At 38.3% G+C, this 16,884-nt stretch carries 15 protein-coding genes and 3 pseudogenes; 1 reads left to right on the top strand and 17 read right to left on the bottom strand.

What is annotated here, in order from left to right:
* Window positions 1–87 precede the first annotated feature (87 nt).
* The 11 genes and pseudogenes from AB5213_RS08670 to AB5213_RS08620 form a co-directional block, all read right to left on the bottom strand.
* Window positions 88–1,107, bottom strand: a complete 1,020-nt coding sequence (locus AB5213_RS08670) for a hypothetical protein (RefSeq protein WP_368276599.1) — start codon at window positions 1,105–1,107, stop codon at window positions 88–90.
* A complete protein-coding gene (locus AB5213_RS08665; RefSeq protein WP_055246683.1) occupies window positions 1,100–2,251 on the bottom strand; it encodes an ATP/GTP-binding protein in 1,152 nt (383 codons plus the stop codon). The genes AB5213_RS08670 and AB5213_RS08665 overlap by 8 nt, the downstream gene beginning before the upstream one ends.
* 248 nt (window positions 2,252–2,499) lie before the next feature.
* Window positions 2,500–3,009, bottom strand: a pseudogene (locus tag AB5213_RS08660) (ParA family protein); the annotation flags it as partial.
* A 118-nt stretch (window positions 3,010–3,127) separates the two neighbouring features.
* A complete protein-coding gene (locus AB5213_RS08655) occupies window positions 3,128–5,149 on the bottom strand; it encodes an ATP-binding protein (RefSeq protein ID WP_055246684.1) in 2,022 nt (673 codons plus the stop codon).
* An 88-nt stretch (window positions 5,150–5,237) separates the two neighbouring features.
* On the bottom strand, window positions 5,238–5,456 hold the full coding sequence (locus AB5213_RS08650; RefSeq protein ID WP_082424258.1) for a DUF3791 domain-containing protein: 219 nt from the start codon (window positions 5,454–5,456) through the stop codon (window positions 5,238–5,240).
* A gap of 232 nt (window positions 5,457–5,688) precedes the next feature.
* Window positions 5,689–5,958 (bottom strand): annotated as a pseudogene (locus AB5213_RS08645) (DEAD/DEAH box helicase family protein); the annotation flags it as partial.
* A 184-nt stretch (window positions 5,959–6,142) separates the two neighbouring features.
* Window positions 6,143–6,277, bottom strand: a complete 135-nt coding sequence (locus AB5213_RS08640; RefSeq protein WP_270223125.1) for a hypothetical protein — start codon at window positions 6,275–6,277, stop codon at window positions 6,143–6,145.
* A 1-nt stretch (window position 6,278) separates the two neighbouring features.
* On the bottom strand, window positions 6,279–6,668 hold the full coding sequence (locus AB5213_RS08635) for a HEPN domain-containing protein (RefSeq protein WP_242859500.1): 390 nt from the start codon (window positions 6,666–6,668) through the stop codon (window positions 6,279–6,281).
* Between the two features lie 27 nt (window positions 6,669–6,695).
* Window positions 6,696–7,036: pseudogene (locus AB5213_RS08630) on the bottom strand (nucleotidyltransferase domain-containing protein).
* A 233-nt stretch (window positions 7,037–7,269) separates the two neighbouring features.
* Complete coding sequence (locus AB5213_RS08625; RefSeq protein ID WP_055246688.1) at window positions 7,270–8,880, bottom strand: amidohydrolase; 1,611 nt, start codon at window positions 8,878–8,880, stop codon at window positions 7,270–7,272.
* A gap of 3 nt (window positions 8,881–8,883) precedes the next feature.
* Window positions 8,884–10,335 carry a sodium:alanine symporter family protein gene (locus AB5213_RS08620; protein WP_055246689.1) on the bottom strand — a complete coding sequence of 484 codons (1,452 nt, stop codon included), beginning with the start codon at window positions 10,333–10,335 and terminating at the stop codon, window positions 8,884–8,886.
* 245 nt (window positions 10,336–10,580) lie between these two features.
* Between AB5213_RS08620 and AB5213_RS08615 the strand changes: the two genes are divergently transcribed.
* Window positions 10,581–10,814 (top strand): relaxase/mobilization nuclease domain-containing protein, encoded by a 234-nt coding sequence (locus AB5213_RS08615; protein WP_172676575.1) that lies wholly within the window; start codon window positions 10,581–10,583, stop codon window positions 10,812–10,814.
* Between the two features lie 236 nt (window positions 10,815–11,050).
* Here AB5213_RS08615 and AB5213_RS08610 read toward each other — a convergent pair whose 3' ends face one another.
* From AB5213_RS08610 to AB5213_RS08585, 6 genes are all read right to left on the bottom strand, one after another.
* Window positions 11,051–11,224: a type II toxin-antitoxin system RelE/ParE family toxin gene (locus AB5213_RS08610; RefSeq protein WP_156330660.1), complete on the bottom strand. Its 174-nt coding sequence runs from the start codon at window positions 11,222–11,224 to the stop codon at window positions 11,051–11,053.
* 13 nt (window positions 11,225–11,237) lie between these two features.
* Window positions 11,238–11,501 carry a type II toxin-antitoxin system prevent-host-death family antitoxin gene (locus AB5213_RS08605; RefSeq protein WP_055246691.1) on the bottom strand — a complete coding sequence of 88 codons (264 nt, stop codon included), beginning with the start codon at window positions 11,499–11,501 and terminating at the stop codon, window positions 11,238–11,240.
* 80 nt (window positions 11,502–11,581) lie between these two features.
* Entirely contained in the window at window positions 11,582–12,457 is an 876-nt protein-coding gene (locus AB5213_RS08600; protein WP_055157237.1) for a YitT family protein, read from the bottom strand.
* Window positions 12,458–12,767: 310 nt separating this feature from the next.
* Window positions 12,768–14,663, bottom strand: a complete 1,896-nt coding sequence (locus tag AB5213_RS08595; RefSeq protein ID WP_008374550.1) for an ABC transporter ATP-binding protein — start codon at window positions 14,661–14,663, stop codon at window positions 12,768–12,770.
* Window positions 14,663–16,414, bottom strand: coding sequence for an ABC transporter ATP-binding protein (locus AB5213_RS08590; RefSeq protein WP_055246693.1), 1,752 nt, complete (start codon window positions 16,412–16,414; stop codon window positions 14,663–14,665). The genes AB5213_RS08595 and AB5213_RS08590 overlap by 1 nt, the downstream gene beginning before the upstream one ends.
* Complete coding sequence (locus AB5213_RS08585; RefSeq protein ID WP_055246695.1) at window positions 16,411–16,878, bottom strand: MarR family winged helix-turn-helix transcriptional regulator; 468 nt, start codon at window positions 16,876–16,878, stop codon at window positions 16,411–16,413. The genes AB5213_RS08590 and AB5213_RS08585 overlap by 4 nt, the downstream gene beginning before the upstream one ends.
* Window positions 16,879–16,884: the final 6 nt, after the last annotated feature.

The following is a 16,884-nucleotide window of genomic DNA, read 5'->3' as shown; positions in this document are numbered from 1 at the left end:
TATTTTCTAAATTCCATTATTCTTCCAAATTTCTTCAATAATCCAACCAATATTACATGTGATCTGCCTATGAATTTAATCCGTTTCTTATTTAATTAATTTAAAATTATAATCCGGAATCAATAATACACATGTACTCAATACCCATATAAATCCTTTTTCAAAATTTCTGCTGACTTCATTTTGAACATTCAGTATCTCAAATAAATTTATCTGTTCAAATTGCTTTCTAAGCTCATTTTCATTTGCATCTTCCTTTTGAATTCTAGCTGCCTTGCGAATATTATGACATACAATCTCTTGTAAAACTTTTCTCATATACTCCCAATATGTCCGATTCTCACATGTATATCCGATTTTTGTAATCCAATCTTTTAATTGATATTTTAATGTCTTTTTCTTCTTCTCATCTCCTACAATACACAATATTTCTTCCAATTCTTTTTCTAACTCATTCGCAGAAAGCTTCAATATTGCATCACAACATCCATTTCTTTTTTCAACATCACTTACCCGATATCTATCTCCTGCAAGTAAATCATCAATTCTATGTGGCAACTCAACCGCCTTTTCAATAACACTTTCTGCCCTTACTAGGATTTTATACTTGTCTCCCGGCTGCAATGATACCAAAATTTTTCGATTTATATACTCTTCATCTGGTATAGATTTTAAATGCAAATATGATTCAATCATTGGATAATTCAGATACAATTTCCCCATATCAGTCGAATCCGCAAAGCAATGCTGCATTTCTAAAATCTTTTCTTCAGAAAATGCCGGATCATGCCGTTCATAATCAAATACAAGAATAATATTGGTAAAATCATTTCTATAATAGATTGTCTCCGGATGTTCCTTTTTACTGATTACAAACGGTAAATCAACATCCATTTCATCTTTTGCCCAATCATTTCCGTATTCTTTTACAATATCCTCATATAACTTATAAATGTTCGTACCGTAAATCCATACATCATTTATATCAATGTTCATTTCTGGAAAACATTTAAAAATAAGCCAAAATAATTCGTCCTTTTCATGTTTTCCTTCTACAACCAGTAAGCTCCGGCTACGCCGTCTTGTCTCTACTGCGTAATTATTCATATTTTTCAAACTCCCCACTGATATACATCTTTTCAAGATTGTGACCTTCTCTCAGCTCCCGTTCAGTCGCATTACAAAGAGCTGTTAATGTTCCCTTTCTTGATAAAATAAACAGGCAATCCGGTCTCATAATTCTATTTGTCATCAAGTTCGTATTATGCGATGTCATAATCATTTGGCATTTAGGATACTTCTGTTTAAAGAAACGAATCACATTTTCTGCCATTTCATAATGATAAAACGCATCAAATTCATCTAAATAAATCAAAGATGCATCCCATACTTTCGGAACCAGTCTCCGATATAACTCGGCTAATGCCAATGTACCACTTGATGCATTTTCATAAAATGGAACTAATTGTTCATGTGCAAAATACAGTTCTCGCTGTCCATCTGGTAATTTTTTTAATACCAATTTACATTCAATACCCATTGCGTTTAAAAAATCTTCAAAATCCTTCAGACGATCCGGATTTTCCAAACTCTCATAAAAACCTTGATTCATTCTTCCAAACCGATATTGCATCCCATTTCCCACTGTAATCATCATCATTCTTCTAACATAATTCGATAACCGGATAAGAGCTGAATCATTTTTCAAAGCCACATTACTAATCAGCCATCTCAAAAATGGAAGTTTTGGTTCACTGATTTCATCATCTTCTCCAACTTCCAGAGATTGTAAATAGCGCTCTATATTGGCAGTTTCTGCATCAATATAATCTAAATTATCAAAATTGTATTCTCGCAAACCAAAATTACATTTAAAAATGCTTTTTCCATTTACAGATAATTCTTCTTCACGTAATTCCTGATTTGATAATCTCGAATATTTGTAACTTAATTCTGTATCTTCAAATCTGAATTCATATTGAAACATTGCTGCATCTTCTTTGGAATCCGCGTTGAGTAAAATTCCATTACTCGCATATCTTGTTCCGCCAAACATTGTTGAACCAATATCAAGAATTGCTCTTCCAAGGTTCGTCTTGCCAGTCGCATTACGTCCATAAATCAACATTTTGCCGATGATAGCATCTGAAAGACAATCTGTATTAAACTGATAACCTGCAATATTTTCAAAATCTATCGTAATTTCATCTTTAAAATTTTTGTAATTCTTTAACGTGAATTTTTTAAGCATATCTTATACCATCCTCTCAAAAAATTATTAACGTATAATTCTATGCTTACAGTATAACCAATTTTCACTCTGTTCGCAACAACATGCCGTAAAAAAATTACGGCATGTTGTGACATGGTTTCAATTTTTATTTTTCATTTTACTTCTGGTTCTTGTTTTTGTATGAATTCTTGCACACTTGTAAGCAATATCGGAATCAACACCACCATAATCATATGTGATATTATCATTTCTTGCACTGCCCAGTTTCTCGTAATAGATGAAATGCCCTTTAGTGGAAGATAATGAGCCTGCACCGGAACAATTACACTGTCTGCGACAGCCAATGCATTGATGGTCAGCATACCCAGACTAGGCATACAATCAATCAGGATATAATCATAATCCTTTTTCAAATTTGACAGATACAGCTTTAATGTCTGCTCTCTGCTCATGGCATTTACCAGTGAAATTTCCATGCCCGATAACTCGATATTAGTCGGAATGATATCTACACCCTCTTTGTGATGTAAAATTCCCTCGTTATACACAAATGGTTCGTCTTGTAATATTTTCTTCATTTGTGTATCCAACGTAATTGGAAGATTATCTGCATCAGTCCAACCTAAAGCGGTTGTTAAGTCTCCCTGTGGATCAGCATCGACCAATAATACTTTTCGCCTCTGATGTGCAAGACCAATTCCAAGATTTAATGTCGTTGTGGTCTTAGCGGTTCCTCCCTTCTGATTTACAAGAGCGATAACTTTACACTTGGTCATATTGTTACCTCCTTCCTCGAAAAATTTAATAGCCAATCCGTTTTACGGGACTGGCTATGTATAAAAATAAGCATGAAAAAACCGATTGGCTCTTGATGAACCAATCGGCTATGTACTATTAGCAGACAATTTTTTGATTTTTAGGAATAACGGCCTCTGATAATGTTGCACTATTATTTTTAACATCTGTTACAGCCTCATCTGCAGATTCATGAGTTTCTAACCATAGTTTTTCCTCTAATTTTAAATGTTCCATCAAAAAGTCATGTCGCTTAGAATAATCATCAAAAATTTCGCTCCATTTCAGTACATATATTTTAGTCAAACCGTCATCCTGACAATGAACTAAATGTTGCTCTCCTAAATGCTTATGACTTTCTAATTCTCCCGAAATATAATGACTTTTATCAAATTCATTTCCAACCAAATAAAACGTCCATTTAACATTACCTGCATTAAATCTTGGAGTGTCTTTTATTACTCGCATATATTTTTTTACTTGTGATAATTCTTTTTCTCCTAATTTTATTTTAGGTCTTTTTAATTCAACAACAACATTTTCTGTTACTTTACCCTGACGATCTTGACGTAACATATATATATCCATTTCTTTATTTTTATCAGGATGCTCTATATGTATCTCTTCTTCCATTCCAGTTTCCGCTTTTATCATTCCCTTTAATGCTAATTCAAAATCAGGTTCAGCTGATGTAATTAAATTGTATTGTTCTCCAAAAATCCAATAATGATTTTCTACTAATTCTTGTACATGTGTTACTTCATATGAATTAAACTCTTTATTAAACACAATTTCTTTTAATGCCTGAATAACTTTCTGCCTATCACATAATAATTTTATTGTTTTTGTTATATTACTTAATGAACTGTATTCAAGTATACCAGATAATTCCTTCCGTTCCTCTTCATCCAGTTCAATTACACCTTGTAATATTTTAAACAACTCTGGTTTGTTTCCATTATCCATAATAAGCCTTAATAATTGTAATGTGATTTTTTTATTATCATTACTTAAGCCTGTGAAAATTTTAGGCTGTGCAGCATATAAAGCACCTACAAGACTATCTAGTTCTTTCTTTTGATACGCCTGTATAAAATTCGTCGTATCAAATTCCGGATACAATTTATCATCTATCAGTTTTGAAATATAAGCATCTGAAGCTTCTTTCAAATACCTACTTCTATATTTAATAAGAAATGTATTAATTCCATTTATTAAAATTTTGTATTCATCATCACACTTATTAGGAAATAAGTCCCCTTGACCTTCTATCTCCTCATTTGTAAAATGAAAATCATCAAAATAACTACTTTTTATATACACGCTATGAAAAAAATGGTCTGCCCTTTTGTTCAATTTTGTAGTTTCTTTATATCTTTCTTTATTATCTGAACCAAGATAATATATTCGCGAATATTCATTCCCCAATTTTTGCTTCCATTGAACAAAACGAACATCATACGTCTCCTTACACCCATATTTAGAAACATCCATATTTTCAGTATGCTCAACAAAATCTGAATAATCTATGCATTCTTTATCAACGATAATTTTATAGTCATTTTCTTTATTCAATTCCAAAAACCAAAAAAATTCTTCTTTGATTTTATTGATAATATCTTCTTTTTCCATAGATTCTAATTGTGTAAAACTTACCTTTGTTCCCGTCAATTTTTCTACTTTACACGGAAGTTTTTCACCATTATCATCATATTGATTTAGAGAATCTTTATTCATAGAGATGTAATACTCATATGTATCCCCATCTTTTCGATATACAGTATCCCACCTTGCCGTCTGAGAAAATGCAAAAAATGTCAGACGACCAATCCCTTTTCTCCCATGAGGTAACGTATGATTTGTTTTCTGAGACACATTTGCTTTTTTAGAATCATTAAATGGTTGAAATTTATATTTCAATTCATCATAATTAATTCCACATCCATTATCACGTATTGTAATCATATTGATGAGTCCCATTTTATTTCGATGTAACTCAACTTCTACTTGTGTTGCAAATGCATCAAATCCATTCCAAATATATTCACAAATAGCATCTAACGGCTTTATATTTTTCAAATTTTTTTGTATGCCTTCTGGGGTAATAAGAACACTTTTCATCTTTTCACTCTTTTCTATTGTAATTTATAAAACTATATAATACTTTTCAATATCTATAAATAGAATGTACTACCTTTGGATTTTTCAATCATACATTAACTCCTTTTTCTCTCACATAATCAGTAATATCTTCTACCAAATATTCCTTTCCCTGTGTATGAAGAACATCGTAACATTTAATAATATAGTTATCCAAAATTCCGGTTGAATTTAATATTTTATACACTTTGGCTGGAGACATCTTCCATTTATCCGCAAGACCATACAGCATGAATATTGAAAAGCTCAATTCTTTTTTCTCACACATAATCACTACCAACCTTTCTGTCTTATTTATATTTAAATTATAACAAGTATTTTATGTTCATACACTATATTTTTCAATTATTATCAAAAAAAGCAGGCAATGAAAAGTCACAAAACCTCTTCATCCGCCCACTTTTTACCTATACTCTCACCACTACCACTTCCACAACATCTGGATGTTCAACCACCGACATACTACAAAATACCACCTGCTTTTCGACCTCCGTCTACTAGGAGACAAAATATTCCACTGCGTTCTCAGGGAAGAATTCCTTAAACTCACCGTACAGCTGTGCTGCAAGTGTTTTATTGTGCGCAAGTACCAAAGTTGGCTTGTTTAACTGGGCGATGACGTTCGCCATGGTGAAGGTCTTACCGGAACCTGTGACACCCAGCAAAGTCTCGAACTGGTTGCCTTCTTGAAAGCCTTTGACCAGTTTTTCAATTGCCTGGGGCTGATCGCCTGTTGGTTTGTATTCGGAGTGTAATTTGAAATGATCCATACGTTTCTCCTTGTTATTCTGAAATTTGTGGATATGTAAATACTGCCTATTACTACACGTAAAAAAAGTGTTTTTATCTTTATTATTCTTGCTTTTACAGTATATCATTCAGAGTAAAAAAAGTACAGAACAAGCGAATGTTTGTTCTGTACTTTATACGTTTTCTATATTATTTATTCAAAAACTATTTCTGAATATTTTTCTTTTTTCCCTTTTCCAGCTCTGTATCTGGATTGAAGTCTTCTGATAGATATTTTGAATTTTCTTTAATTGATTTCACCAGTTCTCTGAATGCCGTTATCTTTTCATCCTCGTTCATTTCAGTATTCCTTTTGTTCTTCAAGCTGTTCCAGACAATATTTTTCTGCCAGAATTATAAATTCATCTGCAACTGAAATCTGCCGTTCTGATTCTTCTTTACTTGCAATATAAAAATCATCATAATCGCTGGCATGGCAAATCTCTTCTGCCTGACCGATTTTCCTTCCCATTTCCCTTGGAAACACAGACGTCTTCACATAATCCTTATTGAAGTTTGCCACAGCATCTTTATGTCTTTTATATGCTTTACCGCTGACAGCATGTACTGCATTAATTGCATGAAAGATGGAATAGTACGCTCCGTTATTAGCTCCTTTATAATCTTCAATAAAAAATAATGCTCTTGCTGATTTCAGATCATTTCGGGCTGTTTCCCGACGATATAACACCAGATCCCGCCTAGTACCGATTCCTGATTATGCTGCTCCATACAAAACTACCCCTTCTTTATGAATATTGGAATAAAATGGATAGTTCACAATCCACTTGTTAAAATGTGCTTCACTTTTTGCAATAGGCTTTATGTCCGTGTCATGATCCATATTAAAGTCATAGGTCATGTACGAGAGCTGTTGTGCATATGCCTTTAATTCCAGATCTGATATATCCACCAGGATCATAATGTCTACATCAGAATCCGGGCGGAAGTCCCCCTTGCATAAGAACCATAAAGGATTATCTGGCGTACATGGGAACCATAAATCTTCTTGACCGCTTCCACATACTGTTTAATTAAATCCTGCATAATCTTTGGCATACATCATCACCTCATTTTCTGCTGATAATACTATAAATTTCTTGATTTTATTATAACCAGTTTACCCTCGTTTCTCAATCAATATTTTCCATGTAACAATGTTACTGCTTTCTTCGACGAATTTTGTTCACCGTTATGGTATACATCTTGTTCTATATTTTTACTGAAATCAAAAAAAGCAGAGCCTGCTCCTCTCAGACTCTGCCTCTCACTTTTTTCTTTTTATACTGCCGCTATTCTTCTACTTCTCTCTCATAAACGATCTCACCGCCAAGAACTGTCATATCCACTTTCGTGGCCTTGATCTCATCCGGGTCGATCTCATAGATATTCTTCTCGAGAACTACGAAGTCCGCATTTTTTCCCACTTCGATGGTTCCGTTCTCGTCTTCTGTATAGGAAGCGTAAGCTGCGTTTTTTGTAAAAAGCTTCACCGCTTCGTCTACGGATATTTTTTCGGATGGGATCCAGCCTTCCTGTGGCTGACCGCTGATATTTTTACGGGTAACTGCAAAATAAATATTCTCCATTGCATCAAAGCTTACCACAGGAGCATCCGAGCCGCCGGACGTATGGATTCCCATATCCAGCATACTCTTCCATGCATACACCTTATCCATACGTTGTGCGCCGATGGCAGGTTCCACTGTGTTCATATCCAGATCGATAAATACCGGCTGGATATATGCCAGCAGATCCTGGTCTTTCATACCCTGCAAAATACGCGGATTGGTGATCTGGCAATGCACGATACCATGTCTGCCCTTTTTGTTATCCTTCCGGTAAGGAGATTTCGCAACTGCCTCAATGACCATATCCATGGCACGATCGCCTATACAGTGTACCGCCGCCTGCATCTGATGCCGGTCAAAAAAAGCAAATAGATCGTCAAGCTCATCCTGACTGAATGTGATGATCCCGGTATTTTCCGGCGAATCCTCGTAAGGCTCATTCATGGCCGCTGTTCTTGCACCAAGGGAACCATCCTGTATCAGCTTCATCGGTCCAACAGTAAAGTGATCTCCCCTCTGCCCGGTACGATATCCTTCCTCGATAAAAGCCTTCGCATCCTCCGCCCGCTCAAAAAGGCACTGCTCATAATGGCGGATACTCAGCTCTCCTCTGGCATCCAGTGCCTTGTAGGAGGCCATGATCCGACGCCAATTTTTTCCCGGAAGGGAGGCAAGATCATCGGACTGTACACCTGTAAATCCACATTCATTCAGTTTCTTCGCACTGTATCTGATGTAGCCTTCCACTTCTTCCTGGGATGGTGCTTCCAATACGGAAGAATAAAACTGTACTGCATTCTCCTTCAGAAGTCCGGTATCAAGATCAACCTCCTTCTCAATCTCCGGAAACTCCGGGATTTTTTTCAGAAGCTCCAGACCACAGCTGTTGCACACAGCCACGTGCCCGCAGACACGCACCATAATGATGGGAATTTCCGTTGAGAGTGCATCCAGCTCATCCTTATGCGGATAGCGCGGCTTATCAAAATGCTCCTCATTCCAGCCTCTGCAGTAGAGCCAGGTCAGCTTCTGACCTTTACTCTCCTCCAGTCTTTTTTTTGCTGCAGCAAGCATTTCCTCAACACTTGTGCAGTCAAACAGTTTCACAGATCTTTCCACAAATGCATAATGCAACATATGCATATGTGTATCCACAAAACCGGGCAGCATCAGCCTTCCCTTAAGGTCAATCCGTTTTTTGCAGGAAAAAGCTTCCGCTTCTTTATCAGTTCCCACAAAAACGATCCGGCCATTTTCGATTCCCACAGCCTCTGCCACTTTTTCACTGTTATCCAGTGTTCTTATACATCCGTTAAAAAAAATCGTATCCACTGTTTATTTTTCCTCTTTTTCTTTTTTATCCTCGTAGAAAAGTGCCATATCCTTGTCTACTTTTCCGATTCCCATGTAACGCGCCTTATAATCCTTCAGCAGCTTAAAGAAGGTACCACTTAAGATAAATAATGTGGCAACATTTACAAATGTAGGGAATACGGTTGTAAAGTCTGCAATTACCCACAGCTGTGCCGGTGTTCCGTTTCCGTAAAGAGTAAGCACTGTGACCAGAAGACCCCATAATGGCGTTCCAAGGATAAAAACCTTCTCTGCGATCTTCAGAACCTTCTGATTGTTTTTCAGCCAGTGCTTCAGGATCACGCTGTAATAGGTGAACCATCCGGTTGATGTTGTCAGTCCGAAAAGGAAAATACTGATCGCGATCAGCGCTCTCGCAACAGAGCCCATTCCGGACTCAAATGCTGTCAGTGTCAGCTCTGATCCCTGAAGTCCTGAATTCCAGTAGCCTGTGGTGATAACAACAAGACCTGTCATGGAGCAGACTACGATGGTGTCTGCAAATACCTCAAATGCTCCCATCAGTCCCTGTTTTACAGGATGGTCTGTTTTTGCGGAAGCATGGATCATAGGTGAGGTTCCCCAGCCTGCCTCGTTGCTGTATACAGAACGGGCAAATCCAAGACGCATAGCTGTTGCAACACCGGCTCCCATAAATCCGCCGACTGCTGCCTGTGTTGTAAATGCACCCTTGAAGATCAGTCCAAAGGTTTCTGGCAGCTTGTCAAAATTCATTACCAGTATTGCAAGAGATCCTACAATGTAAAGCATGCACATGATCGGTGTCATATAGGAAGAGATCACACCGACTTTCTTTACACCACCAATGATGATCAGGTAGATCGCTGCCACATACAGAAGTGACGGCACGATGTACGGCAGGTGGAAGGTACTTCCGACAGCCTCTGATACTGTATAATTCTGTAAGGTGATGAACCATGTCATAAAAATACAGCCGCCGAACAGTACTGCAAAAAGTTTCCAGAAGGGAAGCTTTTTCTCTCCGCCAAGACCCTTCTGCATGTAGTAGGTCGGGCCTCCCTGGTACTCACCGTTTGGCTGTTTTTCTCTGTAGTACACAGCAAGTGTTACCTCTGCCATCTTGATGACCATAGCAAGAAGCGCCGCGATCCAGAGCCAGAATAATGCACCAGGTCCTCCTGTTGCAATGGCTGTTGCAACACCGGACATGTTGGATACTCCAACGGTACCGCCGATCGCAATGGAAATAGCCTGGAACGGTGTCAGGCTCTTTCCGTCGTCTCCGCCTTCCTGACGGCGTTCTTTACTGAACATGTTTTTCACAATGTAACCAAAATGGCGGAACTGGAAGAAACCGGAACGTACTGTCAGATATACGCCTGTAGCGAGAATCGTGATCAGCAGCGGCAGTCCCCAGAGCCAATTGGTCAGATTTTCAAATAATTCAAACATCTTTTCCTCTCCTATCCTTTTTATTGTTTTTCTTTTGCATACATTCGGAAAATCCGCGTACAGAATATAAAAAATCCCCAGAACATGAAGTCAGATACGGATACCCGGTGTTCTCGACATACAGCTCTTCTGCCATATATCTGCGAGCCCCGTTTCTGCCCTCTTTATACTTCATGCTCTGGGGATCTTACATTTCAGTCCACTAATCTTCCAAACGATCACAGTATATCACAGTTCCGGAGGAATTGCTACTTTTTCCGTTTGAATTTTGTAATGCTCAATACCAGGTTATCTTTTCGATTCATGAAAATAACAGTCATCTTCACGTCCATATTCTTGTAAATACAATAGATTTGACTAATGGTATGCTCTATAACTGTGATATGCATAATTTCTATGCTATCAGAAACCATGTTAAATTTGTTCTACAATCATACCGTTTGTGGTATGGGGATCATCCGTTGCGCTTATTAGAATAATATCCGTTTATATAAAATTATCCCTCAGGACTTTTTTAACAGAAAAAATTACTACTTTTTGCAATATTCATAAATATTAAATGGTTCTTTTCTTTTTTCAAATAAGATATCAGCTTCTTTCCTTTGATGAAAATCTGATTTCTGACACTCTTGGTCTCCTTTTTCCTGCACTAAAAAAACGCCACAAATTGTGACGTTTTTTAGTACCCTTTATATTTCAATGAGATTTCTTGATTCTAAAACTCACTTTTTCCATATTTTCTTTCTGCCCCTCGATATGGCTGTTCTTCCAAACTTAAAATTGCTTTTTTAAGTTTTTCTGCCAGTGCAATTGCATTATCAGCATAATTACTAACAAGAAGTGCCTGCTCGTATATCTTATCAATATCTCTATATGCCTGTGGAAACATTTTTACGGTATATTTATCCCAAATGTTTCCTCCTGAGTTCTCTCAATGCCTCACGTGCATCTAATAATTCTGCACCTTCTGCGACTTCCCGTTCTGCTTCAAAAATTGCCTTATCAATCTGATTTGTGCTGAGTAATTCTTCATAAGTTTCCATACTCATAACTACTAAATCTCCATAACCATTTTTTGTAATAAATACTGGTTGCTGTTGTTTGTGACATATTTCAGATATTTCATTTGTATTTCTTAAATCTGTAATTGGTTTTATTATTGGCATTGTAACTCCTCCTTTCTTTGTACATTATTATAACAGAATATTGTACATTTATTATTTTGCAAACCTGATGGAGTAGATCACTAACTTCTTTCTTCATTTTCCAAAACCTTCTGCTGGTATCTCATGTCTGCCACCGTGTACACTGTGATGAAAGCCTTCGGATCAAGATTATTGATGTAATTCATGAGTTTCTGATACTCATTTTTATCTACGATCGTAATGATCTCGTGTCTTTTATCTAAATTGTACGCTCCGATGGCATCATAAATGGTCGCTCCACTATGAAGCTCATGCAGAATAAAATTCCGAAGTTCTTCTTCATACTTTGTAATAATACACACTCTTCGTTTCAGATTCTGCCCGAAGATAAAATGGTCTACCACCATCCCATTAAAATAAGTACCAAGAACGCTTAAAACCACCGTCTTCTTATCATATACAAGTGCTGCCGAAAGCGCCACACACATACCGGCTAAAGACATGGCTTTCCCCAATTCGATGTGCAGATATTTATTCATGATCTTAGCCACAATATCAAGTCCGCCGGAAGAAGCATTCATATTAAAGAGAATACTGAGTCCTACACTGACTACCAGAACATAACAGAGGACATCCAGTTCCTGGGTTTTTGTCAGGGAACCGATATTCGGGAAAATCCGTTCAAAAATACCGATAAATACCGGCAGTAAGATACTGGTATACACGGTTTTCGTACCAAATTCCCGTCCACATGTTATGAATCCGATGATCAAAAGAACAACATTCAGGACCATCGTGATCACTGAAAGCGGTAAAGGTATAAAATTCGTAAGAATAATTCCAAGACCGGAAATACTGCTGACCGATGCATGGCTCGGCACCAGAAAGAAATAAACCGCTGCAGCGATAATTGCCACTGCAGCGGTAAGTGTAAATAGTTCCCATACAACTTCTTTGCAATTGATTTGTTTTTTCATTCCCAAACCTACCCTATCATGACATTTTTATAGAACTGCTATTTTACTTCTCTGCTCGGAAGGACTTGCAGTGCTATATATACAAGTATAGCGTATGCACAAAAAAATTGATAGTATTTTTTAATTTATGTAAATTTTGTTGAATCCTGTTGTTACTGTTCACTCCCGTGTCAATCACTACGCTGATTGGCACGGAGGATGCACGTTTTATCTTGAACGGCATCTCGCCCATCGCCAAAGGCGATTTAAAATGGCGAGATGCGTTGCTGGTCACAGGTACTGTGAACAGTAACATCCTGTCTTTTGAATCTTATTCAGCAATTGCATTCCCGGTGTACAACTGATAATATTTTCCCTTTTCTGAAATCAGTTGGTCATGGGTACCTCTTTCGATAATGCGTCCCTGTTCCAGGACCATGATACAGTCGGAATTCCGAACCGTAGACAGACGGTGTGCGATCACAAACGTAGTACGTCCATGCATCAGTCTGTCCATGCTTTCCTGAATAATACGTTCAGTACGCGTATCAATAGAGCTTGTAGCCTCATCCAGGATCAGTACCGGCGGATCTGCAACTGCTGCTCTGGCAATTGCAAGAAGCTGTCTCTGTCCCTGGCTTAAGTTTGCCCCATCCCCGGTGATGACCGTATCATATCCTTCCGGAAGTCTGCGGATAAATCCATCTGCATTTGCCAATTCTGCTGCTGCAAAGATTTCTTCATCTGTTGCATCCAGTTTTCCAAAACGGATATTGTCTTTTACCGTTCCTGTGAACAGATGTGTATCCTGCAGTACAATTCCAAGGGAACGTCGCAGATCCGCTTTCCGAATCTTGTTTATATTAATTCCATCGTAGCGGATTTTTCCATCCTGAATATCATAAAACCGGTTAATCAGATTTGTAATGGTTGTTTTTCCTGCTCCTGTCGAACCTACAAAGGCAATTTTCTGTCCTGGCTCTGCATACAATTTCACATCATGAAGCACGATCTTATCATTATTGTACCCGAAATCCACACCATCAAATACTACATTTCCCTTAAGCTCAATATAATCTACCGAACCATCTGCCTGATGTGTATGCTTCCATGCCCAGCATCGGGTATGTTCCTTACATTCTATAAGTTTTCCATTTTCTTTTTTCACATTGACCAGAGTCACATACCCGTCATCTACTTCCACTTTCTCATCCAGAAGGGTAAAGATACGCTCTGCTCCTGCAAGTGCCATTACAATAGCATTCATCTGCTGGCTGACCTGGTTGATCGGCATACTAAAGCTTTTATTGAATGTCAGAAAGCTTGCCAGTGCACCCAGTGTAAATCCTCCCACACCATTCAGCGCAAGGGCACCTCCGACAATCGCACAGACTACATAACTGATATTTCCGATCTGCGCATTCAAAGGTCCGAGGTAGTTTGCATAGGTATTCGCACGGTCTGCGCTTACAAAAAGTGCCTCATTCAGCTCTTTAAATTCTGCCTTACTTTCTTCCTCATGGCAGAAGACCTTGACAACCTTCTGTCCATTCATCATTTCTTCAATATAACCATTGACTTTTCCAAGATTTTTCTGCTGTTCCAGGAAATATTTCCCACTCTGTCCGGCGGCTTTCTTGGTACCAAATATCATAATTGCAACCATGATCATCGTCACAACCGTAAGTGGAATATTTAAGATCAACATACTGACAAATACACTGATGATCGTAAATCCGCTGTTGATGATCTGCGGAATACTCTGGCTGACCATCTGCCGCAGGGTATCGATATCGTTCGTGTAAATTGACATGATATCACCATGTGCATGGGTATCAAAATATTTGATCGGCAGCTTTTCCATATGTTCAAACAGCTCATTACGCATATTCATCATCATTCCTTGTGTCACATTGATCATGATACGGTTATATGCGTAAGTCGCAACGATTCCGATTCCGTAAAATACCGCAACCCTTTCAATTGCATGTGCAAGCGGTGAAAAGTTCGGTGTACCGTCAGACAGCAGGAACGGTGTAATATATTTGTCGATCAGATCTCTTGTAAACATCGTTCCCTGCACATTTGCGATAACTCCTACAAATATAAGGATAAATACTGCAATACAATGAATTTTATAATCACGGAAAATGTAGTTTATCAGACGCATCAAAAGTTTCCCCGGATATTTCACTTTATTCTGTGGTCTTCCCATCGGTCTTGGCATTATGCTTCACCTCCGTTTTCATCAAAATCTCCTCCGCCCTGAGTCTGCGATTCGTATACTTCGCGGTAAATTTCATCGGTCTTCAGCAATTCTTCGTGTGTACCAAATCCATGAACCTGCCCTTCATCCATAACGATGATACGGTCTGCATCCTGCACACTGGATACACGCTGTGCAATGATCAGCTTTGTTGTATCCGGGATTTCTTCACGGAATGCACGGCGGATCTTTGCATCTGTAGCAGTATCTACCGCACTGGTACTGTCATCCAGGATCAGGATCTTCGGTTTCTTAAGCAGTGCTCTTGCAATACACAGTCTCTGCTTCTGACCACCGGATACGTTGTTTCCTCCCTGCTCAATGTGGGTATTATATTTATCCGGGAAACGCTCAATGAATTCATCTGCACATGCAAGCCGACATGCTTCCATACATTCTTCATCGGTCGCCTCTTTGTTTCCCCAGCGCAAGTTATCCAGAATACTTCCGGTAAACAGTACATTTTTCTGCAATACAACAGATACCTGGTTTCTCAGTACTTCCAGATCATAATCCTTGACATTCTTTCCGCCAACCAGGATTTCTCCGCCTGTCACGTCATACAGACGACTGATCAGATTCACCAGACTCGTCTTCGCACTTCCGGTTCCTCCAATGATGCCAATCGTCTCACCGGAATGGATGTCCAGATTGATATTCTTCAGGACTTTCTCTGCACTGTCTTTTTTGTAAGCAAAATCTACATTCTTAAATGAAATACTTCCATCTTCCACTTCATAAAGCGGATGTTCCGGATTATGGATATCGCTGGTTTCATCCAGTACTTCTGCTATACGCTGCATACTTGCCATACTCATGGAAATCATGACAAATACCATAGACAGCATCATCAGACTCATCAGAATGTTCATACAGTATGCAAGAAGACTCATCAACTCTCCTGTTGTCAACGATTTCACTACGATCATCTTTGCACCAAACCAGCTGATCAGGATGATGCAGGTATAAACAGTGAACATCATGATCGGTGAGTTCCATATAACATTTTTCTCTGCTCTTACAAAAATATCGTAAATATTCTTACTTGCATACTGAAATTTACTTGTTTCCTGTTCTTCTCTTACATATGCTTTTACTACACGGATCGCAGATACATTTTCCTGAACGGATGCATTTAAAGCATCATATTTTGGAAATGCCTGCTGGAAATAAGCCGTTGCATGACGAATGATAAAGAAGAGGATCACTCCCAGGATCACAACTGCCACAAGGTAAATACTTGCCAGTCTGGCATTGATCGTAAATGCCATCACCATTGCACAGATCATACTTGCCGGTGCTCTCATCATCATACGCAGCATCATCTGGTACGCATTCTGCACATTGGTCACATCTGTTGTCAGACGTGTAACCAGACCTGCTGTACTGAAATGATCAATATTTGCAAACGAATAGGTCTGGATCTGATCGAACATCTTATTTCTCAAATTCTTCGCAAACCCGGTCGAAGCCTTTGCTCCGTATCGTCCTCCTGCCATTCCGGCAAGCAGGCCACAAAATGCAGCCACAATCATAATTCCACCAACTTTGTAAATATGGTGAATATCTCCGGTATTGACACCCTTATCGATAATAGATGCCATCAGAAATGGAATCAATGTCTCAAACAATACTTCCAGAATCATAAAAAACGGTGTTGCGATCGATGCCGCTTTATATTCTTTTACTTCTTTTAATAAAGTCCGAATCATGAATTCTCTCCTTTCATTTTTCCCATATTGTAATAAACTTTATCGATCACATGCATAAATGCATGTAATTCTTCTTCTGTAATGCCTTCTTCCAACTGCGCATCCATTTTCTGAAAAATTTCTCCCAGTTTTTCATGGTTTTCCCGTCCTTTTTCTGTCAGCATTACTTTTTTCAGACGCGCATCATTTGCAACCGATGCACGGCAGATGTACCCTTTTTTCTCCAGAGTCTGGATAATATTTGTTACCGCTGAACGGCAGATACCAAAATACTTTTCTATATCTTTCTGATAAATTTCCTTATCCTGATGTTCATATAGATAACGTAAGATCCAGCCATGCATCAGGGCAATCTCATCCAGTCCTTCTTCTTTTACACGCATTTCCAGCAGTTTTGAAATCGAACGGTCTATCCGGTGCACCTGATGTCCTACGTGGATTCGCTCTTCACATCCTTCACACAAATGACT

It is taken from the genome of Coprococcus sp. RTP21204st1_G4_RTP21204_210225, assembly GCF_040915385.1.
GTDB classification, from domain to species: Bacteria; Bacillota; Clostridia; order Lachnospirales; family Lachnospiraceae; genus Allocoprococcus; species Allocoprococcus comes.
The sequence above is the reverse complement of the archived record's forward strand: the minus strand, read 5'-3'. Positions and strand labels throughout refer to the sequence as shown.